The sequence below is a fragment of the Metallococcus carri genome, assembly GCF_011440275.1.
Classification (GTDB): Bacteria; Actinomycetota; Actinomycetes; order Actinomycetales; family Dermatophilaceae; genus Metallococcus; species Metallococcus carri.
Genome location: NZ_JAAOIV010000008.1, coordinates 154,494 through 177,299, shown reverse-complemented (window position 1 = coordinate 177,299; position 22,806 = coordinate 154,494). Strand labels below are relative to the sequence as shown.

The 22,806-nt window shown below is 72.0% G+C and carries 21 protein-coding genes; 9 read left to right on the top strand and 12 right to left on the bottom strand.

The features are described 5' to 3' along the window. Window positions 1-4: 4 nt before the first annotated feature. The 3 genes from G9U51_RS11960 to G9U51_RS11950 all read right to left on the bottom strand — a co-directional run bounded on the left by G9U51_RS11960 (window position 5) and on the right by G9U51_RS11950 (window position 1,385). Window positions 5-277, bottom strand: coding sequence for a GlsB/YeaQ/YmgE family stress response membrane protein (locus tag G9U51_RS11960; RefSeq protein WP_166197152.1), 273 nt, complete (start codon window positions 275-277; stop codon window positions 5-7). A gap of 199 nt (window positions 278-476) precedes the next feature. Further along, window positions 477-698 (bottom strand): DUF3107 domain-containing protein, encoded by a 222-nt coding sequence (locus G9U51_RS11955; protein WP_166197151.1) that lies wholly within the window; start codon window positions 696-698, stop codon window positions 477-479. Window positions 699-758: 60 nt separating this feature from the next. Next, window positions 759-1,385: a TetR/AcrR family transcriptional regulator gene (locus G9U51_RS11950; RefSeq protein WP_166197150.1), complete on the bottom strand. Its 627-nt coding sequence runs from the start codon at window positions 1,383-1,385 to the stop codon at window positions 759-761. Window positions 1,386-1,503: 118 nt separating this feature from the next. Here G9U51_RS11950 and G9U51_RS11945 point away from each other — a divergent pair, with 118 nt between their 5' ends. Beyond that, window positions 1,504-4,656, top strand: coding sequence for an ATP-dependent helicase (locus tag G9U51_RS11945; protein WP_235946014.1), 3,153 nt, complete (start codon window positions 1,504-1,506; stop codon window positions 4,654-4,656). Between the two features lies 1 nt (window position 4,657). Further along, window positions 4,658-7,963, top strand: coding sequence for an ATP-dependent helicase (locus G9U51_RS11940; protein WP_166197149.1), 3,306 nt, complete (start codon window positions 4,658-4,660; stop codon window positions 7,961-7,963). Here G9U51_RS11940 and G9U51_RS11935 read toward each other — a convergent pair. Beyond that, window positions 7,940-9,052, bottom strand: coding sequence for a phosphotransferase (locus G9U51_RS11935; RefSeq protein WP_166197148.1), 1,113 nt, complete (start codon window positions 9,050-9,052; stop codon window positions 7,940-7,942). The genes G9U51_RS11940 and G9U51_RS11935 overlap by 24 nt on opposite strands. Before the next feature lie 75 nt (window positions 9,053-9,127). Between G9U51_RS11935 and nudC the strand changes: the two genes are divergently transcribed. From nudC to G9U51_RS11915, 4 genes are all read left to right on the top strand, one after another. Continuing rightward, on the top strand, window positions 9,128-10,021 hold the full coding sequence (gene nudC / locus G9U51_RS11930) for an NAD(+) diphosphatase (protein WP_166197147.1): 894 nt from the start codon (window positions 9,128-9,130) through the stop codon (window positions 10,019-10,021). After that, window positions 10,018-12,120: an ATP-dependent DNA helicase UvrD2 gene (locus G9U51_RS11925; protein ID WP_166197146.1), complete on the top strand. Its 2,103-nt coding sequence runs from the start codon at window positions 10,018-10,020 to the stop codon at window positions 12,118-12,120. Before nudC ends, G9U51_RS11925 begins: the two co-directional genes overlap by 4 nt. Window positions 12,121-12,249: 129 nt before the next feature. Next, entirely contained in the window at window positions 12,250-12,492 is a 243-nt protein-coding gene (locus tag G9U51_RS11920) for a hypothetical protein (RefSeq protein ID WP_166197145.1), read from the top strand. A 193-nt stretch (window positions 12,493-12,685) separates the two neighbouring features. Next, on the top strand, window positions 12,686-12,973 hold the full coding sequence (locus tag G9U51_RS11915) for a WhiB family transcriptional regulator (RefSeq protein WP_166197183.1): 288 nt from the start codon (window positions 12,686-12,688) through the stop codon (window positions 12,971-12,973). 60 nt (window positions 12,974-13,033) lie between these two features. Here G9U51_RS11915 and G9U51_RS11910 read toward each other — a convergent pair whose 3' ends face one another. Next, on the bottom strand, window positions 13,034-14,350 hold the full coding sequence (locus G9U51_RS11910; protein WP_166197144.1) for an ABC1 kinase family protein: 1,317 nt from the start codon (window positions 14,348-14,350) through the stop codon (window positions 13,034-13,036). A 27-nt stretch (window positions 14,351-14,377) separates the two neighbouring features. Continuing rightward, a complete protein-coding gene (locus G9U51_RS11905; protein ID WP_166197143.1) occupies window positions 14,378-15,196 on the bottom strand; it encodes a hypothetical protein in 819 nt (272 codons plus the stop codon). Between the two features lie 143 nt (window positions 15,197-15,339). On the opposite strand from G9U51_RS11905, the gene G9U51_RS11900 reads away from it, so the two are divergent. Continuing rightward, entirely contained in the window at window positions 15,340-15,927 is a 588-nt protein-coding gene (locus tag G9U51_RS11900; RefSeq protein ID WP_166197142.1) for a M48 metallopeptidase family protein, read from the top strand. On the opposite strand, the gene G9U51_RS11895 is transcribed toward G9U51_RS11900, so the two are convergent. Both G9U51_RS11895 and G9U51_RS11890 read right to left on the bottom strand, forming a co-directional pair. Next, complete coding sequence (locus tag G9U51_RS11895) at window positions 15,902-16,453, bottom strand: NUDIX domain-containing protein (protein ID WP_328823452.1); 552 nt, start codon at window positions 16,451-16,453, stop codon at window positions 15,902-15,904. The two genes, G9U51_RS11900 and G9U51_RS11895, sit on opposite strands and share 26 nt — an antisense overlap. After that, complete coding sequence (locus G9U51_RS11890; RefSeq protein ID WP_166197141.1) at window positions 16,450-17,910, bottom strand: zinc-dependent metalloprotease; 1,461 nt, start codon at window positions 17,908-17,910, stop codon at window positions 16,450-16,452. The genes G9U51_RS11895 and G9U51_RS11890 overlap by 4 nt, the downstream gene beginning before the upstream one ends. A gap of 138 nt (window positions 17,911-18,048) precedes the next feature. On the opposite strand from G9U51_RS11890, the gene G9U51_RS11885 reads away from it, so the two are divergent. Continuing rightward, window positions 18,049-18,477, top strand: coding sequence for a molybdenum cofactor biosynthesis protein MoaE (locus G9U51_RS11885; protein ID WP_166197140.1), 429 nt, complete (start codon window positions 18,049-18,051; stop codon window positions 18,475-18,477). Then, the gene (locus G9U51_RS11880; protein WP_166197139.1) at window positions 18,474-19,574 is read left to right on the top strand and encodes a YlbL family protein; all 1,101 of its coding nucleotides are present in this window, start codon (window positions 18,474-18,476) and stop codon (window positions 19,572-19,574) included. Before G9U51_RS11885 ends, G9U51_RS11880 begins: the two co-directional genes overlap by 4 nt. Before the next feature lie 2 nt (window positions 19,575-19,576). Here the strand turns inward: G9U51_RS11880 and G9U51_RS17885 are convergent, their stop codons facing one another. From G9U51_RS17885 to G9U51_RS11860, 4 genes are all read right to left on the bottom strand, one after another. Then, window positions 19,577-20,890 (bottom strand): LamG-like jellyroll fold domain-containing protein, encoded by a 1,314-nt coding sequence (locus G9U51_RS17885; protein ID WP_166197138.1) that lies wholly within the window; start codon window positions 20,888-20,890, stop codon window positions 19,577-19,579. Continuing rightward, window positions 20,887-21,471 (bottom strand): hypothetical protein, encoded by a 585-nt coding sequence (locus G9U51_RS11870; protein ID WP_166197137.1) that lies wholly within the window; start codon window positions 21,469-21,471, stop codon window positions 20,887-20,889. The genes G9U51_RS17885 and G9U51_RS11870 overlap by 4 nt, the downstream gene beginning before the upstream one ends. A 118-nt stretch (window positions 21,472-21,589) precedes the next feature. Next, complete coding sequence (locus G9U51_RS11865) at window positions 21,590-22,099, bottom strand: MarR family winged helix-turn-helix transcriptional regulator (RefSeq protein WP_166197136.1); 510 nt, start codon at window positions 22,097-22,099, stop codon at window positions 21,590-21,592. A 79-nt stretch (window positions 22,100-22,178) separates the two neighbouring features. Next, a complete protein-coding gene (locus G9U51_RS11860; RefSeq protein WP_166197135.1) occupies window positions 22,179-22,721 on the bottom strand; it encodes a PPA1309 family protein in 543 nt (180 codons plus the stop codon). Between the last annotated feature and the right edge of the window lie 85 nt (window positions 22,722-22,806).

Below are 22,806 nucleotides of genomic sequence, written 5' to 3'. Positions count from 1 at the left end.
CGGGTCAGACCCGGGAGGACCGACTCGTGATCGCGGTGTAGCCGAAGACCAGCGCGGCACCAACGATCACGCTGATGATCAGCGGGATCCACTGGATGCCGCCGTTGTCGGCGACGTTGAGCACGCTCTTGGCGATGAAGCCGCCGATCAGCGCACCCAGGATGCCGAGCACGATGGTCACGGCGACGCTGATGTTCTGCTTGCCCGGAACGACGAGGCGCGCGAGCGCTCCGACGATCAGGCCGACGACGATCCAGACGATGATGTTCCAGAGCATCTTGACTGACTCTCCTTCGATGCATGAGCCGCGTATGGCGGTCCCACCCGCCCGGCCGGCAAGACGCCGTCCGGGTCCTTCGACTGTGGCGCAGCCTCCGCAGGGGTGCACGCAGGCGCGCCGTTACACCGAAACGCTAGGGCAGACCTCATCCCCACGTGGGCTTGCGAAGGTCACGGAAAGGTTGCGTCCGACACACTCAGGCGCCGAAGCCCACCCGCCGGCCGGTCTCGGGGGCGATGTCGAGATAACCGAGCGCTTCGGCGGGGACGATGACCGTGTGGCCCTTGTCGTCCTCGAGCGTCAACGGGCTGCCCTTGTCGAGCGCGCCGGTGACGGCGTCCTTGACCGCCTGCACGCTCTGCTCGGACTCGATCACGACCTCGCGGCTGACGTTGCGGATGCCGATGCGGACCTGCATGGACCGCTCCTTTCGGTTCGAAGTGGTATGACGCAGCGCGCTGCCGCGCGCTGGTGCCGGTCAGGCCTTGGGGAACCCGGCCAGGCCCCGCCAGCCCAAGGTAGTCACGATGCGAACGGCTTCGTCTCGCGGCATCCGGTCCGGCTGCTGTAACCACCAACGCGCCACCACCTGGGACATTCCCACCATCGCGACGCCGAGCAGCATCGCCTGGTCGCGGGCCAGGCCGGTGTCCTCGGCGATGACATCCGCGATCGCGCCGGCCAGCTCGGTGCTCATGCGGTCGACCTTGTGCGCGACGGTCGGCTCGTTGATCAGGTCGGACTCGAAGACGAGCCGGAAGGCGGCGTCCTTGCGCTCGACGAACTCGAAGAAGGCGCCGATCGCCAGCAGGATGCGCTGGGAGTTGTCATCGGTGGAGGCCATCGCCGCCTTCACCAGCGCGGGGACCTCGGCCGTGTGGTGGTCGACCAGCGCGAGGTAGAGATCCAGCTTGCCGGGGAAGTGCTGGTAGAGCACCGGTTTGCTCACCCGGGCGCGATCGGCGATCTCGTCCATCGCGGCGCCGTGATATCCCGCTTCGACGAAGACCGACTGAGCCGCCTCCATCAATTGCGCCCGTCGTGCGGAACGTGGCAAACGCCCGCCGCGCGAACCAGTGGATTCGGAGGCCGTATCCGCCGTCATGTCACCGTCCTGCTTCGTCTTGCCGGACCCGTGCTACTCGCGGGTCACTTCTGCGGCATCCTACGGCTCAGCGCCGATTGCGCCACTGCGCCCACGGCTGTCGGTGCCCTTTGGTGGGATGGACGACATGGTGCAGATGCAGCGCAGGCAGCGCCCACTGGCGCCGTCCGTGGTGCCCGACGAGGGTCAGCGGGCGGTGCTGGACTCGGCCGCCCGGCGACGGGTGGTGCTCGGCGCACCGGGCACCGGCAAGAGCACGTTGGCCGTCGAGCTGATCGCCGCCGAGGTGGCCGCGGGAGTGCCGGCCGACGCCTGCCTGCTGCTGGCTCCCACCCGGCTGCGCGCGGCGGCCCTGCGCGACCGGGTCACCGAGCGCATCCGGGCCACCTCCACCGAACCGCTCGCTCGCACGCCTCAGGCGCTCGGCTTCGGCATCCTGCGCCGGGCCGCGGCGCTGCAGGGTATGCCGGCCCCGCGGCTGCTGTCCGGCCCCGAGCAGGATGTCGTGCTGCGGGAGATCCTCGAAGGTCACAAGCACGGTGTCGCGCGTGCTCCGGCCTGGCCCGAGTCCTTGCGAGAAGCGTTGGGCGCCAAAGGTTTTCGCAATGAGTTGCGCGACCTGTTGATGCGGGCGGTGGAGTGGGATGTCGACGCCGACCGGCTGGCTGAGCTGGGCCGCGAGCATGACCGGCCGGAGTGGGTGGCGGCCGCGGCGGTGCTCGACGAATACGACCAGGTGACGGCTTTGTCCGCGCCCGGCGCCTACGACCCGGCGTGGATCCTCGGTGGTGCCGCGCAGGCGATGGCCGAGGACCCCCAGCTCGCGCAGGGCGTGCATGCCCAGGTGCGACTGCTCGTGGTCGACGACGCTCAGGAGCTCACCCACGCCGGCGTGCGATTGCTGCGGCAGGTCGTGGCCGGCGGTGCGCGGGTGGTGCTGATCGGCGATCCGGACGCCGCGGTGCAGACCTTCCGCGGGGCTGAGCCGGGGTTGTTCGTGCGCTGGAGCGAGGAGTGGGAGGACGCGGATCGGCATACCTTGCCGGTGGCGCACCGGTTGCCCGAGGCCATCACGCGCGCCGCGGCCCGCGTCGTGGAAAGAATCGGCGCGGTCGGTGGCACGGCGCACCGCGCGCCCGAGCCGGACCCTCGGCGCGGCGAGGTCGAGGTGGGGTTGTTCAAGGCGGTCGCCCAGGAGTCGGCGCATATCGCCGCCGAGTTGCGGCGCGCGCGGGTGATGGGTGGCGTGCCCTGGTCGCAGATGGCGGTGATCGTGCGCGGGCAGTCACGGGTGGCCGCGCTGCGCCGAGCGCTGGTGAGCGCGGACGTGCCGGTCGCGGTGCCGCCGACGGTGGTGGCCCTGCGCGACGAGGCGGCGGTGCGGCCGTTCCTGCAGCTGTTCGAGCTGGTGCAAACGATCGTCACGGTCGGCGCGGCCCGGCCCGACGCCGCGCTGGTGACTGACCTGTTGACCTCGCCGCTCGGCGGTGCCGACGCGATGACGTTGCGCCGGCTGCGGCGGGCGATGCGGGTGCGCGAGATCGCCGACGGCGGAGAGCGCACCAGTGATGAGCTGCTGGTCGCCGGTGTCGTCGACGACGCCTGGCTCACCCTCGACCTGCCCGAGGCGGTGCCGCTCAAGCGGGTGGCGCGCGTCCTGCGGGCCGGCGTGGACGCCTGGCGCGCACCGCAGGCCAATGCCGAGACCGTGCTGTGGGCGATGTGGTCGGCGAGCGGCCTGGCCAAGCCCTGGGAGGAATCCGCGCTCGCGGGCGGCCCCGCCGGGGCTCGCGCCGACCGCGATCTCGATGCGATGGTCGCGCTCTTCGGTGCCGCCGCGAGCTATGTCGACCGGTTGCCGGCGAGTGCGCCTGGCGGCTTCCTGGAGCACGTGCTCGGCCAGGAGGTGCCGGGCGACCGGCTGGTCGCGGCGGCCCCCGACGACGAGGCGGTCGCCCTGCTCACCCCGCAGTCGGCGGCGGGCCAGGAGTGGGCCTTCGTCATCGTCGCTGGTGTGCAGGAGGGCGTCTGGCCCGACCTGCGCCTGCGCGGGTCGCTGTTGGGCTCGGAGGCTTTGGTCGACCTGCTGTCCGGTCGTGACGGTTCGCTGCGGTCGGCCGCGGCTGCCGTGCGGTATGACGAGACCCGCCAGTTCCTCGTCGCCCTCACCCGCTCGAGCGAAAGGCTGCTGGTCACTGCCGTGAGGTCGGAGGAGGAGCAGCCTTCGGCATACCTCGATTTGGTGGATCCTCTTGTGGCAGAAGGGGATTCGGATCCGTTGCGGGAGTTCACCCCGGTCGCTCGCGGTATGACGCTGCGCACCGCGGTGGCCGAATTGCGCCGCGAGGCGGTCGACGGGCAGGTGGGGCTGGCGCCGCAAGACGCCGCCCGGCTGCTCGGCTGGCTGGCCCGCGAAGCTGTCGCCGGCGCCGATCCGGCCGGCTGGTGGGCGTTCACCGAGTTGTCCGACGACCGGCCCCGCCGCGATCCGGACGGCCCGGTGGAGGTGTCACCCTCCAAGGTCGAGGAGTTCGGGCGCTGCGGCCTGCAGTGGCTGCTGCGAGCCAGCGGTGGCGAGGGTTATGAGGTGGGCTCGGCCGATGTCGGCACCCTCGTGCACGAGATTGCGGCCGAGTTGTGGGATGCCGAGCCACACGAACGGCATACCGCCCTCGATGCCCGCTGGGGACGGCTGGGGCTCGGCGACGGGTGGCTGGCCCAGCGCACGCGCGACCAGGCGCACGAGATGCTGCAGCGGTTCGACACCTTCTCCGCCGAGGCGGCGGCCCAGGGCTGGCGGGTGGTCGGCATCGAGCGTGGCTTTGCGGTCACCGACGGCCGGGTCGCGCTGCGCGGGCGGGTCGACCGGCTGGAGCAGGGCCCGGACGGCGGGCTGCGGGTGATCGATCTGAAGACCGGGTCGAGCAAGCCGTCGAGCGACGAATTGCCCGAGCACCCGCAGCTCGGGTCCTACCAATGGGCGGTCGAGCACGGTGGCTTCGAGGAGAGCGACCGGTCCTCGGGTGCGGCGCTGGTGCACCTCGGCAAGGCGGGCAGTGCGAGCCGGGACAAGAGCACCGATCTGCTCAAGCACGCGCTGCAGGTGCAGCCGCCCCTGGGCGAGGACGGCGGGTGGATCGACGAGCGGCTGCGCGCGACGGCCGCGGGCATGGGCGGCTCGCGGTTCGAGGTGCGACTGGATGAGAAGGCCTGCCGGATGTGCCAGCTGAAGCGTTGCTGCCCGCTGCAGCCCGAGGGTGGGGTGGTCTGACATGCCTTACAGCGCAACCGAAATCGCGCAGGCGCTGGGCCTGTTCCCGCCGACCGAGGAGCAGCGGGCGGTCATCGAGCAGCCCCTCGGCCCGCTGCTCGTGGTCGCAGGTGCGGGCTCGGGCAAGACCGAGACGATGGCCGGCCGGGTGGTCTGGCTGGTCGCCAATGGGTTCGTGCAGCCCGACGAGGTGCTGGGGCTGACCTTCACCCGCAAGGCCGCCGGTCAGCTCGCCGAGCGGATCGGGTCGCGGCTGCGCCGCCTGGAGCAGCGCGGACTGTGGAGCCCCCAGCCGGCCCCCGACGGCACGCCGGGGCTGGCCGACATACCCACGGTGCAGACCTATCACTCGTATGCCGGCCGGCTGGTCCGCGAACACGGGCTGCGCGCCGGGGTGGAGCCGGACGCCCGGCTGCTCACCGAGGCCGCTGCCTGGCAGTACGCCTCGGAGGTGGTGCATCGCTACGACGGGCCGATGGGGGAGGTGGACAAATCCGATCGCACCGTGACGGCCGCGGTGGTCGGCCTCGCCGGGGAGATGGCCGAGCACCTGCTCGCCTCGGACGAGGTCGACCGCTATCTCACCTCGGTGATCGCCGAGCTGCAGAGCCAGCCGCCGAGCGGCCGCTCCAAGGCGCTCAAGGCGGGCGCCAAGGAGGCGGTGGCGGTGCTCAGCGCGCGCCGGCAGATCCTGCCGATCGTGCAGCGCTACCAGGCCCTGAAGCGCGAGCGGTCGGCACTGGACTTCGCCGACCAGATGGCGGTGGCGGCGCGGGTCGCCCAGCGCTTCCCCGTCGTCGGTGCGATGGAGCGGCGGCGCTTCCGGGCGGTGCTGCTGGATGAATTCCAGGACACCAGCGAGGCGCAGATGGTGCTGCTGCGGTCACTCTTCGTCGCCGACGGCGAGGCCGTGCCGGTGACCGCGGTCGGCGACCCGAACCAATCGATCTACGGCTGGCGTGGCGCGTCGGCGACCACCCTCGCCGCCTTCCCGGGCAACTTCCGCGAGGGGGACCGCGAGACGCCGGTGCTGCAGCTGTCCACCTCCTGGCGCAATGCCTCCAGCGTGCTCGACGCCGCCAACACCGTCTCCGAGCCGTTGCGGCGAGACAGTGCGGTCGAGGTGGCCGTGCTGCGCCCGCGCCCGGACGCCCCGGCCGGTCGGGTCGAGCTGGCCCGGCTGACCACGGTGGACGACGAGGCGGCGCTCATCGCGGACTGGTTGCGGCAGCGCCGCCGCCCGGACGCCGACGGCGTGCTGCCCACCGCCGCCGTGCTGTGCCGCAAGCGCAGCCTCTTCGCGCCGATGGCCGAGGCGCTGCGCCGGGCCGGCCTGCCGGTCGAGGTGGTCGGCATCGGTGGCCTGCTGCTCACTCCGGAGGTGAGCGACCTGGTGAGCCTGCTGTGGGTCGTCCAGGATCCGACCCGCGGCGACCGGCTGATGCGGTTGCTTACCGGCCCGATGGTGCGGCTCGGCGCCGCCGACCTCGACGCGCTCGCCGCCTGGTCGCGGCACCTGCTCGACGAGGCGCATCGGCGCATCCCGCGCGAGCAGCGCGATATCGCCCCCGACTCCAAGGAGCGCGCCGCGATCGCCGAAGCGCTCGACCAGTTGCCACCCGCCGGGTGGACCGGGCCACGCGGCGAGCGGCTGAGCGACCTGGGCGCCCGCCGGCTCGCGGCGCTCGCCGCCATCGTGCAACGACTGCGCAGTATGCCGGGGCTGCCGCTCGCCGAACTCGCCGGTGAAGCTGAGCGTGCGCTGGGCCTGGACATCGAGGTGCTCGCCCGGCCCGAACACACCCCGGAGACCGCCCGCGTGCACCTCGACGCCTTCGCCGATGTCGCCTCGCATTTCAGTGCGAGCGCGGACCGGCCGACCCTCGGTGGCTTCCTGGAATGGCTGGACGCCGCCGAGGAGGAGGAGCGCGGCCTGGACGCGCCCGAGCTCGAGGCCTCCCACGACGCGGTGCAGATCCTCACCGTGCACGCGGCCAAGGGCCTGGAGTGGGACCACGTCGCGGTGCCCGGCCTGGTGGAGGGCACCTTCCCCGACCACGCCACCAACGCCGCGTGGGACGACGAGCTGGCTGCCTGGACGCTCACCAAGGCCGCCGACCACCGCGACTGGCGGGTGCTCGGCAAGGGCTGGCTGATCGGGGTCGAAGGCGTGCCCTATGAGTTGCGCGGCGACCGGGCCGGGCTGCCGGAGTTTCGCTGGGCCGAGGCCACCGATGTGGTGCACGGCCAGGAGCTCTACGAGCAGTTCCGGGCCGAGGTGGGCGAGCACCTGATGCGCGAGGAGCGCCGGCTGGCGTATGTCGCGCTGACCCGCGCCCGCTCGGATCTGCTGCTCACCTCCTCGGCCTGGCTGACCGGCGCGACGCCTCGGCTGCCGGCGCGCTTCCTGCTGGAGTTGCGCGAGGCCGGAGCCGGGACGGAGTTGGCCTGGGAGGAGATGCCCGAGCCGGGTGTCGACGGCAAGGCGGTCAACCCGCGCGAAGCCGAACCGGTGACCACCAGCTGGCCGCACGACCCGCTCGCCGACCGGAGAAGCCAGCTGGCGGCGGCATACGACCGGGTGCGCGCGAGCGTCGCGGACGACACGGTGCCGGTGCAGACCGAGGCGGGCGCGTTCGGGGCGCGGGTGGCCGAGCTGCATCAGCTGCTGCGCGAGCGGGCGGAGCGGCGCCGCACGCGGGTCGCGGCGGTCCTGCTGCCGCAGCACCTGTCGGCCAGCGGGGTGGTCGCACTGGCGCGCGACCCGGAGCGGTTCGCCCGCGAGCTGCGCCGCCCGATGCCGTCGCCGCCGGCGCTCGCGGCCCGGCAGGGCACGCAGTTCCACGCGTGGGTGGAGCAGTACTACGCGAGCGCGGCGCTCGTCGACATCGGTGAACTGCCCGGCTCCGGTGACGACGACGCGGATCCGCAGGCCGACCTGGAGACGATGAAGGCAGCCTTCCTCGCTTCCGAATGGGCCGGGCGCACGCCGTCCGAGATCGAGCTCGCCCTGGAGACCTGGATCGGTGGGCTGGCCGTGCGCGGCCGCATCGACGCGGTGTTCCCGCGCCCGGACGGCGGGTTCACCATCGTGGACTGGAAGACCGGCAAACCCCCGAGCGGTGCCGCTGCGCGAGCGCGCGACCTGCAGCTCGCGGCCTACCGGGTGGCCTTCGCCCGGCTGCACGGGCTGGCGCCGGACCGGGTCGACGCGGCGTTCTTCTACGCCCAGACCGGTGAGACGGTGCGTCCCGAGCTGCCCGAGGAGCAGGAGCTGGAGCAGCTACTCGCGGCGCTCACCGGCTGACTCGCCGTCCTCGTCGACGATCGGCACCGTGTCGTCCTGGTCGTTCGTCGGGATCTCGACGGTCTCCTCGTCCTCGTCGGCCTCGCGCACCTCGACCGCCTCGATGTCACCCGGCTCGAAGGGCTCCTCCTCAAGGGGCTCGACCAGCACCGGCCGCGGCCGTGGGGTGGCGGGCAGCAGGCTCTCGTCGTGCTCGGTCTGCTCGTCGAGCCGGCGCAGTGCCGCGGCCCGGCGTTCGACCATCGGCTCGTCATCGGCCTGCACGGCCTCGAGCAGAGCGGTCACCCGCTGCAGCTCGGCGGACAGCCGGATGCGGCGCACCAGGTGGCCGTCCGGAGCCTCGGAGCGGGCGCCCGCATAGGTCTCCAGCACCGTGTCGAAGGCGTCCTGGGGAGCCAGCGAGTGCAGCGCCGCGAAGTCGTCGGCAGGGTCACCGACCGCCGCGCGCTCCCAGCCGGTGATCGCGCGCACCTCACCGCCGTCGCTGAGCACGTCGTGGCCCTCGAGCGGGCCGTGGGTCACGCAGGTCGCGAACTTCCAGAGGCTGACCTCCTCCAGGGCGCGTTCCCACCGCGCGAGCAGGCCGCTCGGGACCAGACCGGTGGTCGCCGCCCGGTCGAGGGTCGCCAGCCGCCGGGCGCGATAGCCGTCGGCGTCGTATGCCGGCACGCCCGCCTCGTCGGCCACCCGCGGGTCCACCTCGTGCAGCACCGCCAGCGCCCGACCGAGCGAGCGGGCGAGGTCGTCGCCCGCGGCGAGCTCCCGCCATACCGACGGCGAGCCGGGCAGGCTGCGCTGCACGATGACGGCCGTGCGGTCGGGCAGCACCAGGCGACCCTCGACCCGGGGGACGGCGAAGGGCACCCGCTTGGCGAGCAGGCTGGCGAACCGGTCGGCCTGCTCCAGGCCGGCGCCGTCGGCGGGGGACAGCGACATCCGCACGGTCCAGTCGCGGTCGTCGGCGTCGATCACCCGCACGCTCTGGAAGCGGTCACCCGGGCGGGTGGGCATCGCGGCGAAGCTGCGCGGGCGCAGGCCGGGGACGGCGGCGTCGGCGAGGGCGGCCAGGACGGCGGGAGGTCGAAGCACGGGGTTCACGGTAGGTGCTGGCCCTCGCCTAGCCTGGGAGCCGTGGCCGATTCCCCGGAAACTCACCGAGACCTCATGCTCAATCGCAGCACCCTCGACCGGGACGGCCTGCGACGCCACGACGCCGACCTGGTGACCGCCCTCGTCGCCGAGCCCGGCACCCGGGTGCTTGCCATGCAAGGTGAGCGGCTGCCGGTGACCGAGGTGGATGGGCGGCTGCGGCTCGCCTTCCGGTCTCCGTCGCCGCAGGACTCCGCCGAGGGCGCGCGGGCCTGCTATCTCGGTCGCGTCGACGGGGCAGCGGTCGTCGCGATCTTCGCGCCGCCGCAGCCGGACAGCGCCACGCACCGCAGCCTGCGGGCGATCGCGGCCCGGCTGGACGCCGCGGACACCGGGGTGGCCGTGCTCGCCGTCGGCATGGCGAATTGGACTGCGACGCAAGGCTTTTGCTCTCGCTGTGGTGCACCCACGGAGTCGGTCGACGCCGGCTGGGTCTGGCGGTGCACGGTCGAGGGGATCGACTTCTATCCCCGCACCGACAGCGCGGTGATCATGTCGGTCATCGACGACCAGGACCGGCTGCTGCTCGCCGCCGGCACCCGCCACGTGAGCTCGATGATGTCGGTGCTGGCTGGTTTCGTGGAGCCCGGCGAGCCGCTGGAGGCTGCCGTGCGTCGCGAGGTCATGGAGGAGGTCGGTGTGCCGGTCGGTCGGGTGACCTATGTCGACAACCAGCCCTGGCCGATGCCCGCCTCGCTGATGGTCGGCTTCGAGGCCCGGGCCGAAGCGCCCGAGCTGACCCTCGACCCATCGGAGATCTCTCGCGCGCGCTGGTTCACTCGGGCCGAGTTGCTGGCCGCGCTCACCGGCGGCGAGCTGACCGTCCCGCCGACGCTGTCGATCGCGCGACACCTCATCGAGCGCTGGTATGGCGCGCCCCTGCCGGACCAGCCGGGTGATCTCGCGTGACGCCGGACGAGGTGCTGCAGGGGCTGGATCCGCAGCAGCGCGAGGTCGCCTCGCAGCCGCTCGGCCCGATGTGTGTGCTCGCCGGAGCCGGGACGGGCAAGACCCGGGCGATCACCCACCGGATCGCCTATGGCGTGCACTCCGGGGCGTATGCCGCGGGCCGCGTGCTCGCGGTGACCTTCACCGCGCGCGCCGCAGGGGAGATGCGCACGCGTCTGCGGGGGCTGGGTCTGCCGACCGTCCAGGCACGCACCTTCCACGCCGCAGCGCTGCGCCAGCTGCACTATTTCTGGCCGCAGGCGATCGGTGGTGCGGCGCCAGAAGTGTTGTCGCACAAGGCTCCTGCGGTCGCAGAGGCCGGCGGCCGACTGCGGCTCGACCTCGACCGCACCGCGCTGCGCGATGTCGCCTCGGAGATCGAGTGGGCCAAGGTCTCGATGCTGACTCCGGACACCTATCGCACCGAAGCCGCCCGGCAGGGGCGCTCGGTGGCCGACCTCGACCACACCGCGATGGCGCGCATGTGGGAGGCCTACGAGGAGGTCAAGACGGCGCGCGGAGTGATCGACTTCGAGGACGTGCTGCTGCTCACCGCCGGCATCCTCACCGAGCGCGAGGACATCGCGCGGACCGTGCGAGGCCAATACCGCCACTTCGTCGTCGACGAATACCAAGACGTCAACGCCGCCCAGCAGACCCTGCTCGATGTCTGGGTGGGCGAGCGCAGCGACGTGTGCGTCGTCGGCGACCCGGCCCAGACGATCTACTCCTTCACCGGGGCCTCCCCGCGGCACCTGCTGAATTTCACCGCGCGGCATCCCGGCGCGCAGACGGTCCACCTGGTGCGCAACTACCGCTCGACACCGCAGGTCGTCGCGGTGGCCAATGCCGTGCTCGGTGTGCGCGCCGACGGTCCGCGGCTGCAGGCCCAGCGCGGGGACGGTCCGGCGGTGAGCGTGCAGCAGCACCCGGACGACGCCGCTGAGGCATCGGCCATCGCAGCCTCGGTGAAATCTCTTCTGGCACAAGGGATTCCGGCCAGCCAGATCGCCATACTCTATCGAGTCAACGCTCAGTCCGAAGCCTTCGAGCAGGCGCTCGCCGAGGCCGGCATCAGCTATCTGGTCCGGGGTGGGGAGCGGTTCTTCCAGCGCGCGGAGGTCCGCAACGCGATCGTGCTGCTGCGGTCGGCCGCTCGTTCGGATGACGGCACGGTGCCGCTCGGCAAGCTGGTGCGCGATGTCATCACTGCGGCCGGGTGGTCACCGCAGCGGCCCGCGGGCGGTGCCCTGCTCGAGCGCTGGCAGTCCCTCGAAGCACTCGCCTCGGTCGCCGACGACCTCGCTGCCGACCCGCAGGTGCGCATCGGCCAGCTCGTCGCCGAGCTCGACCGCCGCGCCTCGGAGCAGCATGCCCCCGCGGTCGAAGGCGTCACCCTGGCGTCGCTGCATGCAGCGAAGGGGCTGGAGTGGGATGCGGTCTTCCTCGCCGGCTGCTCCGACGGGCTGCTGCCGCTCAGCCACGCCGAGGGCGCCGCGGCGATCGAGGAGGAGCGCCGGCTGCTGTATGTCGGTCTGACGCGCGCCCGCGTCCACCTCACCCTCACCTGGGCTGCTGCCCGCAACCCGGGCGGCCGGGCGACCCGGTCGGTGTCCCGCTTCCTGCGGCCGGCGGCCCGACTGCTCGACGGTGGCGGCATCCCGGCCGAGGCGCCCCCCACCCGCAGCCGCACCCGCAAGGTGTCGGGACCGGTGCGCTGTCGCGGCTGTGGCAAGGATCTGCACCAGGCGGCCGAGCGCAAGATCGGCCGGTGCGCCGACTGCCCGCCCACCTACGACGAGCAGACCTTCGAGGCGTTGCGCAGCTGGCGCAAGGCGGTGGCCACGGCCCAGAGCGTCCCCGCGTTCGTCGTCTTCACCGACGCCACGCTCATCGCCATCGCCGAGCGGGCACCCGGCTCCGAGACCGAGCTGGCGAAGGTCTCGGGGGTGGGCGCACGCAAACTCGCGGCATACGGCCCGGCGGTGCTCGGGGTGCTGCGCGGTGACGCGCCGGAAGATATGGCCGAACTCGCTTGTGCCACAACGAAATCGGACTAGCCCGAAAAGTTCTCGAATAATTCGGTTGCTCACGACCTGAGCCGGGCCGTAGCCTGACTGACATCCAGCCCGGGTGCGACAGGCTCGCACGCCGGGGCAGACGAGAAGAGACGAAGGAGGGTTGGACAGATGGAGACCATCGTGATGACGGACATGCGCGGCGAGATTGCTGCTGCCTGCGCTGCTGCCCAGATCCAGCTGCCGACCCTCTGCGCCACCGAGGCTCCGGCCCAGGGGAGCAGTGTCTTCGCAGCCGGCTCACTCGTCCCGGCGTCCCGCCCGCGTCAGGGTGGCGTCGCCGTGCGCAAGCCCTACTTCTCGATCTTCGCCACCGGTGTCGTGCGTTCCGCATCCGGGAGGCCACCGATCTGATTGCGACAGCGATCGCCGGTCCTCCTCGGCCGCGGAACCCCCACCAGGGTCCGCGGCCTTTTTGTTTGTCGTCGCTGGGCCACCCGACCACCCATCGAAGGAAGCCATGACCGAGCACCGCTGGGACCACCCGAACCCATGCCCGACGAACGACCCGGCCGTCGACCACGGCCACGACAAGGAGGCGCCGACCATGATGCTGTCCGATTTCATCGACGCGACGCAGCTGGCGGCCGAGGCTGGCGAGGACCTGCCCTGCCAGAGCAACGACCCCGAGCTGTGGTTCGCCGACCGGCCGGCGGATGTCGAGTTCGCCAAGACGCTGTGCCAGACCTGCCCGCTGCGGGCGGCCTGCCTCGCCGGCGCCAAGGAGCGCGAGGAGCCCTGGGGCGTCTGGGGCGGCGAGCTGTTCCAGGCCGGCGTGGTGATCCCGCGCAAGCGGCCGCGGGGACGTCCGCGCAAGCACCCGGTCGCAGCGTGACCGGCATCGAGCGCCGGGAGGCGGCAGCCTCCCGGCGCTCTGCGCATGTCCGGGCGGGGATCAGGTGAGGCAGTCGGCTCCGGGGACCGTCGCACCGAAGATGTCCCGCGCCGGCACGGTGCCCTCGATCTGACAGAGCACCGCGATGCCGCCGAGCCAGGCCCGGTGGATCAGCACGTAGTCGGGGGGCAGGTTGAGCTTGAAGTTCACCCCGAAGTGGCTGGAGCGGGGGTCGTTGAGCGCGGTGAAGACCGAGCGCAGCCACGGGCGGGAGAAGGTGAACTCCTCGGCGCGGACCGGCGCGGTGAAGACGCTGAGGTAGTCGACCAGGCCGCGACCGTCGACGCTGACCCGGGGGCGGACGAAGCCCGCCTCGCGCAGCACGTCGAGCAGGTCATCGGCGTCCTGGGTGAGCACCGCACAGGCGATCCGGCCGAGGCTCGGCGGGAGCCCGTCGGGCAACCGGTTCACCGCGCCGAAGTCGAGCACACCCAGCCGGCCGTCCTCCATCAGCCGGAAGTTGCCCGGGTGCGGGTCGGCGTGCAGCAGCCCGGCCACGGCGGGCGCGCCGAGCAAGAACTCCAGATAGCGAGCCGCGGCCAGGTCGCGTTGCTCCCGCGTGCCGGACTTGATGATCTTCGACAGCGGTATGCCGTCGACCCATTCGCTGACGATGACCTGGGGCGTGGCCGTGACGACCCGTGGCACGAGGACTTCGGGGGAGTCGGCATACGCCTCGGCGAATTGTTCCTGCATGACCGACTCGATGACGTAGTCGGTCTCCTCGGTCATCCGGGAGCGGACCTCATCCAGCACCGGCCCGAGATCGAGGCCGGGCATCCACGCGGTGGTGACCCGCAGCGCCAGGCTGAGTTGCTTGAGGTCGGACATCAGGGCGTCGGCGGCGCCGGGATATTGCACCTTGACCGCGACCTCGCGCCCGTCCTTCCAGACCGCGCGGTGCACCTGCCCGATCGAGGCGGCCGCGACCGGGGTGTCGTCGAAGGAGGTGAACTTGGCGCGCCACCGGGCGCCGAGCTCGGCGCGCAGGACGCCGTGGACGGTCTTGGTGGGCATCGCCGGCGCGGAGTCCTGCAACCGGGTGAGCATCTCCCGGTAGGGCGCGGCGATCTCCTCCGGCAGCGCCGCCTCGAAGATCGACAGGCCCTGCCCGACCTTCATCGCGCCGCCCTTGAGCTCGCCCAGGACCTTGAACAGGTGCTGGGCGGTTTGCTCCTGCATCGCCTGGGTGACCGCCTCGGCCGGCTTGCCGCCGACCCGCTTGCCCAGCCCCACGGCAGCCCGGGCGCCCATGCCCAGCGGAAGACTGGCGAGACGGGCGGTGCGGACGACGGCCTTGCGTGGCAGGTCGGTCATGTCCTCAGTGTCGCAAAGTGCGCCGGCTCAACTGCCGGTGAGCCCCAGCCGGCCGCAGGCACACAGCGGGTGGCGCCGCCACAGATGATGGCCGATCGTCGTGGCGGGTGTCGCCAGTGACAACGAGATGCCGGGCGGCAACTCCTGGCCGCTGCTCAGCCCGCGCAGCACCAGCCCGGCCAGGCCGGCCGCGCCGGCGACGAGCTCGGGCACGGTCGCCACGTCGCCGTCCTCGCTGGGCGGCAACACCAGCTGGGCGGCGAGCGCGGGCCACGCGGGGTCCAGGTCGCAGCGGGCCAGGTCGACGCATTCGGCGCACGGGCCCTCGGCGGCGCCGAGCAGCGGGCCGAGGTCGACCCGGTCGGCCGTGACCGCCACCGGCAGCACCCGCGACCCGATCCGCTGCCATGCATCAAGCCGGCGCGCGGGCACGGCCTCGGAGCCGACGACCACGACCAGGTCGAGCCGGTGGCGCACCACCCGAGCGACAGCGGCCGGCAACACCGAGCAACCCATCGCGGTCAGCACCGAGGTGATGGCCTCGGCGACCGGTCCGGGGCCATCGACGGTCACCCGGCCCGCGACGCACGGCACCTCCTGGGCCAGCACCGCACCCATCAGCAGCGGGGTGAGATGGGCCCACCGCGTCCCGTCGTCGAGGGTCGGCAACACGCCGGACCACTGCGCCACGGTCAACCCACCGAGCGAGACCAGGGCGTCGATCTCCTCGGCGGTGAGGCGGTCGACATACCGGCTGTGCGCGGACCCGACGCCGAATTGCACGGCATCACGGTCCCGGCGCCGGGCGTGCACGCGCGGGGTGAGTGGCGTGAGGGGCAGGCGCATGGGTCTCCTCCGGGCGGTCGCGATGGCCCACTGTGACACCGGCGACGGCCGTGCACGGGGCGTTGTCCACAGGCTCCGCGTTCTCCACAGACTCGGTGCGTCTGGCCCGATGCGGTCGGTGTGGCGACGTAAGTTGAGCGAGTATGACGAACGCCACGCGCCGTCCCGAGGTCGAGATCCGCCGCTCGACCCGGCGGCGCCGCACGTCCTCGGCGCGCCGGGAGGGTGACCGGATCATCGTCATGGTGCCGGCGCGGATGTCGGCGGCGCAGGAGCAGCAGGTGGTCGACGATCTCGTCCGGCGGGTGCTCGCCGCCGAGCGGCGCCGCACCCAGGGCCCCAGCGAGGCCGAGCTGATGCGCCGGGCGCGGGCGCTGTCGCGCCAGCATCTGGGTGGTCTGGCGCGCCCGGTGTCGGTGCGGTGGGTCGACAACCAGAACACCCGGTGGGGGTCGTGCACCCCGGCCCGCGGCACGATCCGGCTCTCGTCCCGCCTGATCGGTATGCCGGAGTATGTGCAGGATTACGTGCTGCTGCACGAGCTCGCGCACCTGTTGCAGCCGCATCACGGCCCGTCCTTCTGGGCGCTGCTGGGTGGTTACCGGCGCGCGAGCGAGGCCGACGCCTTCCTGGCCGGGGTGAACTTCGGCAGCGGCCTGCCGGCGACCGTCGACGACCCGGAGCAGGACGCCGACGACGAGCCGGTCAGTGCGCCTGGCGCGCCCGCCTGAGCTGCGGCAGCAGATCGGGGTCGGTGGGCTCGGGCATCCGCTCGATCGGCCACCACGCCACCTCGAGGGATTCCTCGCTCACCCGCGGAGCGTCCTGCGGCACGACGGTCACGAACCGTAGGTCGAGGTGGGAGCGGCAGCGGCCGAAGGCCGCGGCCAAGGGGTGGTGGTGCAGGCCGGCCAATTGTGGGTGCAGCCGGATGCCGGTCAGCCCGGTCTCTTCGGTGGCTTCTCGGGCTGCGGCCGCGGCGACATCGGCGTCACCGGCTTCGAAATGTCCGCCCGGCTGCAGCCACATCGCCGCCTTGCGGTGCAGCACGAGCAGCACGTGTTCGCGGGTCTGGTCCAGCACGAAGACGCTGGCGGTGAAGTGATGCGGCGGGCCGGCCTTCGCCATACTGTCCGGCTCGGCGGCCAGGTGGGAGAGGAACCGCTGGCGCAGGCTCTCCTGCTCCTCGTCGGGCGCGGACCAGCCCTGCAGCGTCGCGGTCGCCGAGGCGTGCAGGCGGGCGAAGCCCTGCGTCACGAGGGGGTGGGACCGGGCTCGTCGTCCTCGCCCTTGTCTTTGCCGCTGCTCTCGTCGTCCTCGCTCGACCGCTCGGCGTTGAGCTCGTCGGTGCCCTGGGCGAGCAGCGCGGCGAGTGCGTCGTCCATGTCGTCGGTGCCGGACCCGGCCTCGATCGTCCGCTCACCGGCGACATAGGCCGCCGGGTCGTCCAGGTCGGCCGCCGTGGGCGCGAAGTCCGGGTGCTTCCAGGCCTCGTCGCGGCGGGCGCCGCCACCGGCCTCCTCAAGCGCGGCGAACAGCGCGGCTGCCTCGCGCATCCGGCGCGGCCGCAACTCCAGACCGACCAGGCTGGCGAACACCCGCTCCGCCGCCCCACCGGTGGCCCGGCGCCGCCGCACGGCCTCGGCCAGCGCCGCAGCGTGCGGCAGGTGCGGCGCGACCGCGGCCGCGCTCACCTGGTCCACCCAGCCCTCGACCAGCGCGAGCAGCGTCTCCAGGTGGGCGAGCGCCCGCTTTTGCGCCTCGCTCGGCTCGGGGTTGAACATCGAGCCCTGCAAGGCCTGCTGCATCTGCTGCGGGTCCTGGCCGTCGATCCCCTGCAAGGCCTCCTCGATGCCTTCGGTGTCGATCCGGATGTCCCCGGCATAGGACTGAACAGCCGCGAGCAGCGCCGGCCCGAGCCACGGCACGGCGTGGAACAGCCGCACCCGGGCGGCCTCGCGCACGGCGAGGAAGAGGTGCACCTCGCCCGCGTCGACCTCGAGTCCTTCGGCGAAGGCGGCGACATTGCTGGGCAGCATCACGACCGGGTCGCCCTCGACCAGCGGCAGGCCAACCTCGGCACCGCTCACCAGGTCACCGGCGAGGGTGCCGACCGCCTGGCCGAGCTGGGCGGCGAAGACCCCGCTGCTCATCCGGGCGATCATCGGCTCCATCTGGCCCATCATCGCGCCGGGCATGCCACCGGCCTCGGCCGCGCCGAGCCGCTCGATCTGCTCGCGCATCGCCCGTTGCACCGCGCCGCCCACCGCGGTCGCGATCGGGTCGACCAGCCGGCGCCAGGTCGGCATCGTCGCCTCGACCCACTCCGAGCGGCTCCACGCCTTGCCCGCGCCGGTCGACGCGAAATCGGTCACGGCGTCCAGCCACAGGTCGGCGACCGCGGTGACCTGCTCGACATCGCGCTTGGTGGATTCGGAGATGCTCGGGTCGCCGGCCGCGCTCACGGTTTTGCGGGCCACGTCGGTGGCGACGCTCATATTGAGGCTGCCGTCCGACGGCGCCGACATCATCGCCTGGATCTGCGCCTGCAGCTGCTGCATCATCGCCGGGTCCATCGACCCCAACCCCATCTGCTGCAGCTGCGCCATCAGCTCGGGGTTCGCCTCACCACCGGTGAGCGAGCGCAGGATCTCGCCGAGATCGAACGGTTCGTCGCCGAACTCGTCGTCGGGACGGTGCGGTTGGTCAGTCATGACGTGAGCTCCGGTTCTCACTCGGGATGCTGTCTGCTTCCAAGACAACCACGAAGGGGACCCCGCTGGTTCCGCGAGGTACGGCTGACCGGGCGCCCACACGCACGGCATACCCTGTCCGCGACAGAAAGGCGGGGCATGAGCGAGGACCCACGGATCCGGTTGGCCGACCTGCGTGATGCGCCGTTGTCGGTCGACGAGGTGCTCGCGGCCGTCAGCGACGCGAAGGCCGGTGGCGTCGCGCTCTTCGTCGGGCGCGTGCGCGATCACGACCACGGGGAGTCGGTGCAGGCCCTGGACTACACCGCCCATCCGACCGCGGTCGACCAACTGCGGCAGGTCGCGGCGGGCGTGCTCAGCGAGGAGTTGATCGCGGTCGCCGCCGTGCACCGGATCGGCCACCTGCGCGTGGGCGATATCGCCGTCGTCGTGGGCGTTGGGGCCGCGCACCGCGGACCGGCGCTCGCGGCCTGCGAGAAGTTCATCGACACCCTCAAGCAACAGGTCCCGATCTGGAAGCACCAGATCTTCGCCGACGGCTCGGACGAGTGGGTGGGGTTGACATGACGCAGGAGTATGCCGAGCCCGCGCCGGCCGAGAACCAGCCGGCTCCCAGCCGGCTGAGCCGGCGCAATATCACCTGGCTGGTGACCGCCGTGCTGATCGTCGCGGTGGTGGCGGCGCTCAACCTGATCCACGTGCCCTATGTGATCCTGCGCCCTGGTCCGGCGGTGAACACGCTCGGCAAGAGCGACGGCAAGGAGGTCATCGCGGTCACCGGTGCCCCGACCTACCCGACCTCGGGCTCGCTGGATTTCACCACCGTCTCGATGGCCGGCGGGCCGAACTATCCGGTGTCGGTGATCGAGTACCTCCAGGCGAAGTACCTGTCCCGCAATGCCCAGGTGGACCCGCAGGAGGTGTGGTTCCCCAAGGACATCACCGGCAAGCAGGTGCAGGAGCAAAACACCGCCGAGATGACCGACTCGCAGGAGACCGCCGAAGTGGTGGCGCTGCGCGCGGCCGGGTTCACGGTGCCGGAGACCATCTCGGTGGCCGCGATCCAGAAGGGCGCAGCCTCGCAGGGCGTGCTGAAGGTCAACGACGTGCTGGTGCGCGTCAACAACGTGCCGGTCACCGACCTGGCCTCGGTCGCGACGATCATGCGTCAGGTCAAGCCCGGCACGACGGTCCCGGTCGTGGTGCGGCGCGGCGGCAAGGAGCAGCCGCTCCAGGTGCCGACCGGCAACAACAACGGCCGGGCGGTCTTCGGCATCGGCATCGCCCCGGACTACCGGCTGCCGGTGACGATCAAGGTCAACGTCGGCGACGTCGGCGGCCCCTCGGCCGGGATGATGTTCACCCTGGCGATCTACGACAAGCTCACCCCGGGTGCGCTGACCGGCGGCAAGCGCGTCGCCGGCACCGGCACGATCTCCGAGGACGGATCGGTCGGCCCGATCGGCGGCATCCGGCAGAAGATGGTCGGCGCCAAGGACGCGGGTGCGAAATTCTTCCTCGCTCCGCAGAGCGACTGCGGTGATGCTCGCGGCTACGTGCCGAGCGGTCTCACCGTGATCAGCGTGACCACGGTGCAGCAGGCCATCGCGCAGCTGAAGAAGATCGCCGGCGGGCAAACCACCGGGTTCCCCAGCTGCTCTTGAGGTCAGGGCTGTCCGGCGGCGTAGTGAGCGCGGGCGGCCTCGGCGGACAACGCCCGGTCGTAGATCGCGATGTCGTCGATCACGCCGGGAAAGCTGTTCCCGGCGGGTGCCTGGGTCCAGCCGGACAGGTTGTCGTAACCGGCGCGCCAGTAGCCGGCATAGTCCTGGGTGGCGCCGGGTGCGCCCTCGACGGTCTGCCCGTCGACGATCAGGCGCATGCCGCCGGCATCGCGGGCGGCGACCACGTGATGCCAGGCGCCGTCGTCGTAGCGGCCGGGCGCGGTGAGCACCGAGGTGCCCCAGGCGCCGATGCCGAACAGCAGCTTGCCCTCAGCGGTGAGGTAGACGACCCGGTCGTAGAAGAAGGACGCACCGTTGTCGGCCGTGCTGCCGTAGCCGATGATCCGGCCGCCGCGACCGGACGCCGTGGTGCGGAACCACGCCTCGGTGGAGAACGCCGTCGGCCCGGCGGGAGTCTGCGGTGCGCGCAGCGTGAGTGTGGCGGCCGGCCCGCCGAAGTCGAGTGATCCGCTGCTCGCGCCCTGGTGGCCGCCAGCCGTCGTGCGCACGCCGTATGCCGTCGACGGCTGGGCACCGACCGAGTCCCGTGCCGGATCGCTGCTCTCTCCTTCGTAGAACGCGATCGGGCGGTCGGCGAGGACCAGGTCGCGGTAGCCGAGTTCGGCCACGGCGAACTCGGCCCGGGCCAGCGTCTGCGCCGCGAAGCCGGCGCTCGCCGTGCTCCGGCTCGCGATGGTCGTCGCGGTCAGGGCCACGATCGCCAGACCGGCGCAGAGCACGACACCGGTCCGGTCGCCCGACCCCGGCATACGGCCGCGTGCGACGACGACGAGCAGGCCGATGCCGAGGCTCGCGAGACCGAGCGGGGCGAGGTCGCGCCGGCCCAGCCACAGACCGGGCAGCCCCGCCCACGGCACCCGCAGGGCACCGACGCCGTGGACGGCGCTCGGGTGCACCGGGCTGGAATCGTCGGCCCGGTTGGCGTCGCCGCGCAGGATCAGCGCGCCGCCGGGGGTGAAGCGCACCATCCGGTGCAGCCGGAGCGCTCCCTGGTGGTCGGGGTCGTCCACGAGTGCGACCTGGCCGGGTTGGACCTCGGCACCGCGCACCGGCTTGGCGGCGACGACGTCGCCCACGGCGATGGCCGGAGTCATCGAGCCGGAGATCACGGTGGTCGACTGCCAGCCGAAGGCCGCGGGCACGGCTGCCCACACGGCCAGGCCGGCCAGCGTCGCCAGGATGGTCCGGGCCGCGGTCATCAGGATCAGGCCGGGCCAGGTCGCCTCGAGTCTCACTGGTTCTGCGCCTCCCACACCAAGCCCAGCGAGGCGGTGCCGCCCTGGGTGGAGTTCGGGGCGTCGGCGGCGAAGGTGTACTGGACGTGGTAGCCGCGGGCCTCACCCGGGGTGCCGGCCGGCTTCCAGCTGCCGATGCCGGTGGTGTAGCCGGTGGCGCTCGCGCCGAGGCGGTCCATCGAACCGTCGAAGATCACCGCACCGGTGGGCGCGTCGCACGAGGCGACCTCGGTGACCTTGAGGTTCAGGTGCTTGTCGAGGTCCTTGGTGGCCTTGGCGTCGGTGGCGTAGAGCTTGACCGCGGAGGCCAGGCTGCCGCGCGAGGTCACCGTGATGCACTTCTCGCCCTGCTGGCCGGGCGCCAGGTCGCGGACGTCGAAGAGGGCCTTGCCGGAGTCGTTGTCCTCCAGCGCGACGGTGCCGGCGGCCCAGTTGTTGCCGGGGTTGTCGGTCGTGGCGCTGAACGCGGCGCGCGATGCCTGGGACACGATCAGGCCGCTCGCGAGCAGCGAGATCGGGACGATCGACCAGGCGGCGATCTTCTTGCTGCGCTGGCCAGGGGTGCGGGTCGTGGTGGTCATGCTGCGGTCTCCTTCGTCGGTGTGCCCCGAGCTCCCCGGTGGAGTCGGCGACGAAGAAAACTCTATCAGCAAGTAACTCGTTTACCAAACTACTCGCTAAGCGAGCTAACTCGGCTGGCTACTCCTCGGCGCTGCTGAGCGCTCGCGAGAGGATCTGCATCGCCGTGATCCCGGGCAGGAGCGTGCCGTCGAGCTCGGTGAGCGCCGTCTGCGCCACCCCGACATACCGCTGCACGACGACCTTCATCGCGCGCCGTCCTTGCGGCGCGAGCGTCAGCACGACGCTGCGCCGGTCGCTCGGGTGCGGTTCGCGGGTGAGTAGGTCCGCCTTGACCATGCGGTCGATGAGTGCGGTGGTCGAACCGGTGGTGATCGACAGGCTGGCGGCCAGACCCTTGGGGGTCGCGCGCTCCTGCAGCCCGACATACGTCAGGGCGCTCAGTTCGTGCGAACTCAGGCCGAGTTCGGCATACAGGCCGCTTCGCAGTCGCTCGTTGGCGAGCACGAGGCGGCCGAGCTCGAGGATGACCGAGGCGACATCGTCGGCCATGCCGAACCGTCGGGCGATCTGGGCGTCGAATTCCGGGAGTTCCACCCGGCGGCGGGCGGGGCGTGGGTCAGTGCTCATAACGAGCCAGAATACCCGACATAGCTCGATCGCCGAGTAAGTCGACAATCGAGGTATGCCGGGGCGCCGCGCGACGCGGTCAGTCGGCCAGGGTCGCCTCGAGTGCCGCGACCAGACCCGGGGCAATGTCAGTGCCGAGGGCGACCTTGTCGTCCTCGTCATGCGCGCGTTGCCGCAGGAGGCAGATGCGTTCGCCATCGCGCAGCACCGCGACGAAGAGCCGCACATCCTGGCGATCCTCATGTGCCGCAAGGGTTTCCGCGGCCTGCTCCGGATCTTCGGGCAGATCACGCTCGGCTGCCGGGGGCACCACGATCCGTTCGATGGCCAGTGCTACTCCGTCGACCTCCGGCGGCCAGGCCAGCCGCCCCAGGAGCGACTCGATCGAGGACGTCGAGGGGAAACCCTCCTGCTCGACCGTGCTGTAGGCCTGCGGATCGAGGCCGGCCAGCTGCTCCTGCAGCGCCGGCTCGCGGGCAGCGAGGTCGCCATTGCGGGCGATCGCGAACAGCCGCGGTGCCTGGTCCCAACCTGCCCGGGCGACATGACGTTCGGTGTCGACTGCACACTGGCCGAGCGCGCTGAGCACCGGCTTGGCGGTGGGTCCGTCGGAGGCGTCCATGGCCCCATCGTGCTCTATCGCCGGGAAGCGGACAGCCACGGGCGGCCGCCGGGCTCGCGGGTTACCGTTGGGGCGCGACCTTCCG

What these genes read in the sequence shown, in the direction of transcription:
- G9U51_RS11960 (WP_166197152.1), bottom strand. Translation starts at nt 277, where the DNA reads ATGCTCTGGAACATCATCGTCTGGATCGTCGTCGGCCTGATCGTCGGA.
- G9U51_RS11900 (WP_166197142.1), top strand. Translation starts at nt 15,340, where the DNA reads ATGACGAACGCCACGCGCCGTCCCGAGGTCGAGATCCGCCGCTCGACC.
- G9U51_RS11940 (WP_166197149.1), top strand. Translation starts at nt 4,658, where the DNA reads ATGCCTTACAGCGCAACCGAAATCGCGCAGGCGCTGGGCCTGTTCCCG.
- G9U51_RS11950 (WP_166197150.1), bottom strand. Translation starts at nt 1,385, where the DNA reads ATGACGGCGGATACGGCCTCCGAATCCACTGGTTCGCGCGGCGGGCGT.
- G9U51_RS11890 (WP_166197141.1), bottom strand. Translation starts at nt 17,910, where the DNA reads ATGACTGACCAACCGCACCGTCCCGACGACGAGTTCGGCGACGAACCG.
- G9U51_RS11885 (WP_166197140.1), top strand. Translation starts at nt 18,049, where the DNA reads ATGAGCGAGGACCCACGGATCCGGTTGGCCGACCTGCGTGATGCGCCG.
- G9U51_RS11880 (WP_166197139.1), top strand. Translation starts at nt 18,474, where the DNA reads ATGACGCAGGAGTATGCCGAGCCCGCGCCGGCCGAGAACCAGCCGGCT.
- G9U51_RS11910 (WP_166197144.1), bottom strand. Translation starts at nt 14,350, where the DNA reads ATGACCGACCTGCCACGCAAGGCCGTCGTCCGCACCGCCCGTCTCGCC.
- G9U51_RS11945 (WP_235946014.1), top strand. Translation starts at nt 1,504, where the DNA reads ATGGACGACATGGTGCAGATGCAGCGCAGGCAGCGCCCACTGGCGCCG.
- G9U51_RS11920 (WP_166197145.1), top strand. Translation starts at nt 12,250, where the DNA reads ATGGAGACCATCGTGATGACGGACATGCGCGGCGAGATTGCTGCTGCC.
- G9U51_RS11905 (WP_166197143.1), bottom strand. Translation starts at nt 15,196, where the DNA reads ATGCGCCTGCCCCTCACGCCACTCACCCCGCGCGTGCACGCCCGGCGC.
- G9U51_RS11915 (WP_166197183.1), top strand. Translation starts at nt 12,686, where the DNA reads ATGATGCTGTCCGATTTCATCGACGCGACGCAGCTGGCGGCCGAGGCT.
- G9U51_RS11955 (WP_166197151.1), bottom strand. Translation starts at nt 698, where the DNA reads ATGCAGGTCCGCATCGGCATCCGCAACGTCAGCCGCGAGGTCGTGATC.
- G9U51_RS11865 (WP_166197136.1), bottom strand. Translation starts at nt 22,099, where the DNA reads ATGAGCACTGACCCACGCCCCGCCCGCCGCCGGGTGGAACTCCCGGAA.
- nudC (WP_166197147.1), top strand. Translation starts at nt 9,128, where the DNA reads ATGCTCAATCGCAGCACCCTCGACCGGGACGGCCTGCGACGCCACGAC.
- G9U51_RS11870 (WP_166197137.1), bottom strand. Translation starts at nt 21,471, where the DNA reads ATGACCACCACGACCCGCACCCCTGGCCAGCGCAGCAAGAAGATCGCC.
- G9U51_RS11860 (WP_166197135.1), bottom strand. Translation starts at nt 22,721, where the DNA reads ATGGACGCCTCCGACGGACCCACCGCCAAGCCGGTGCTCAGCGCGCTC.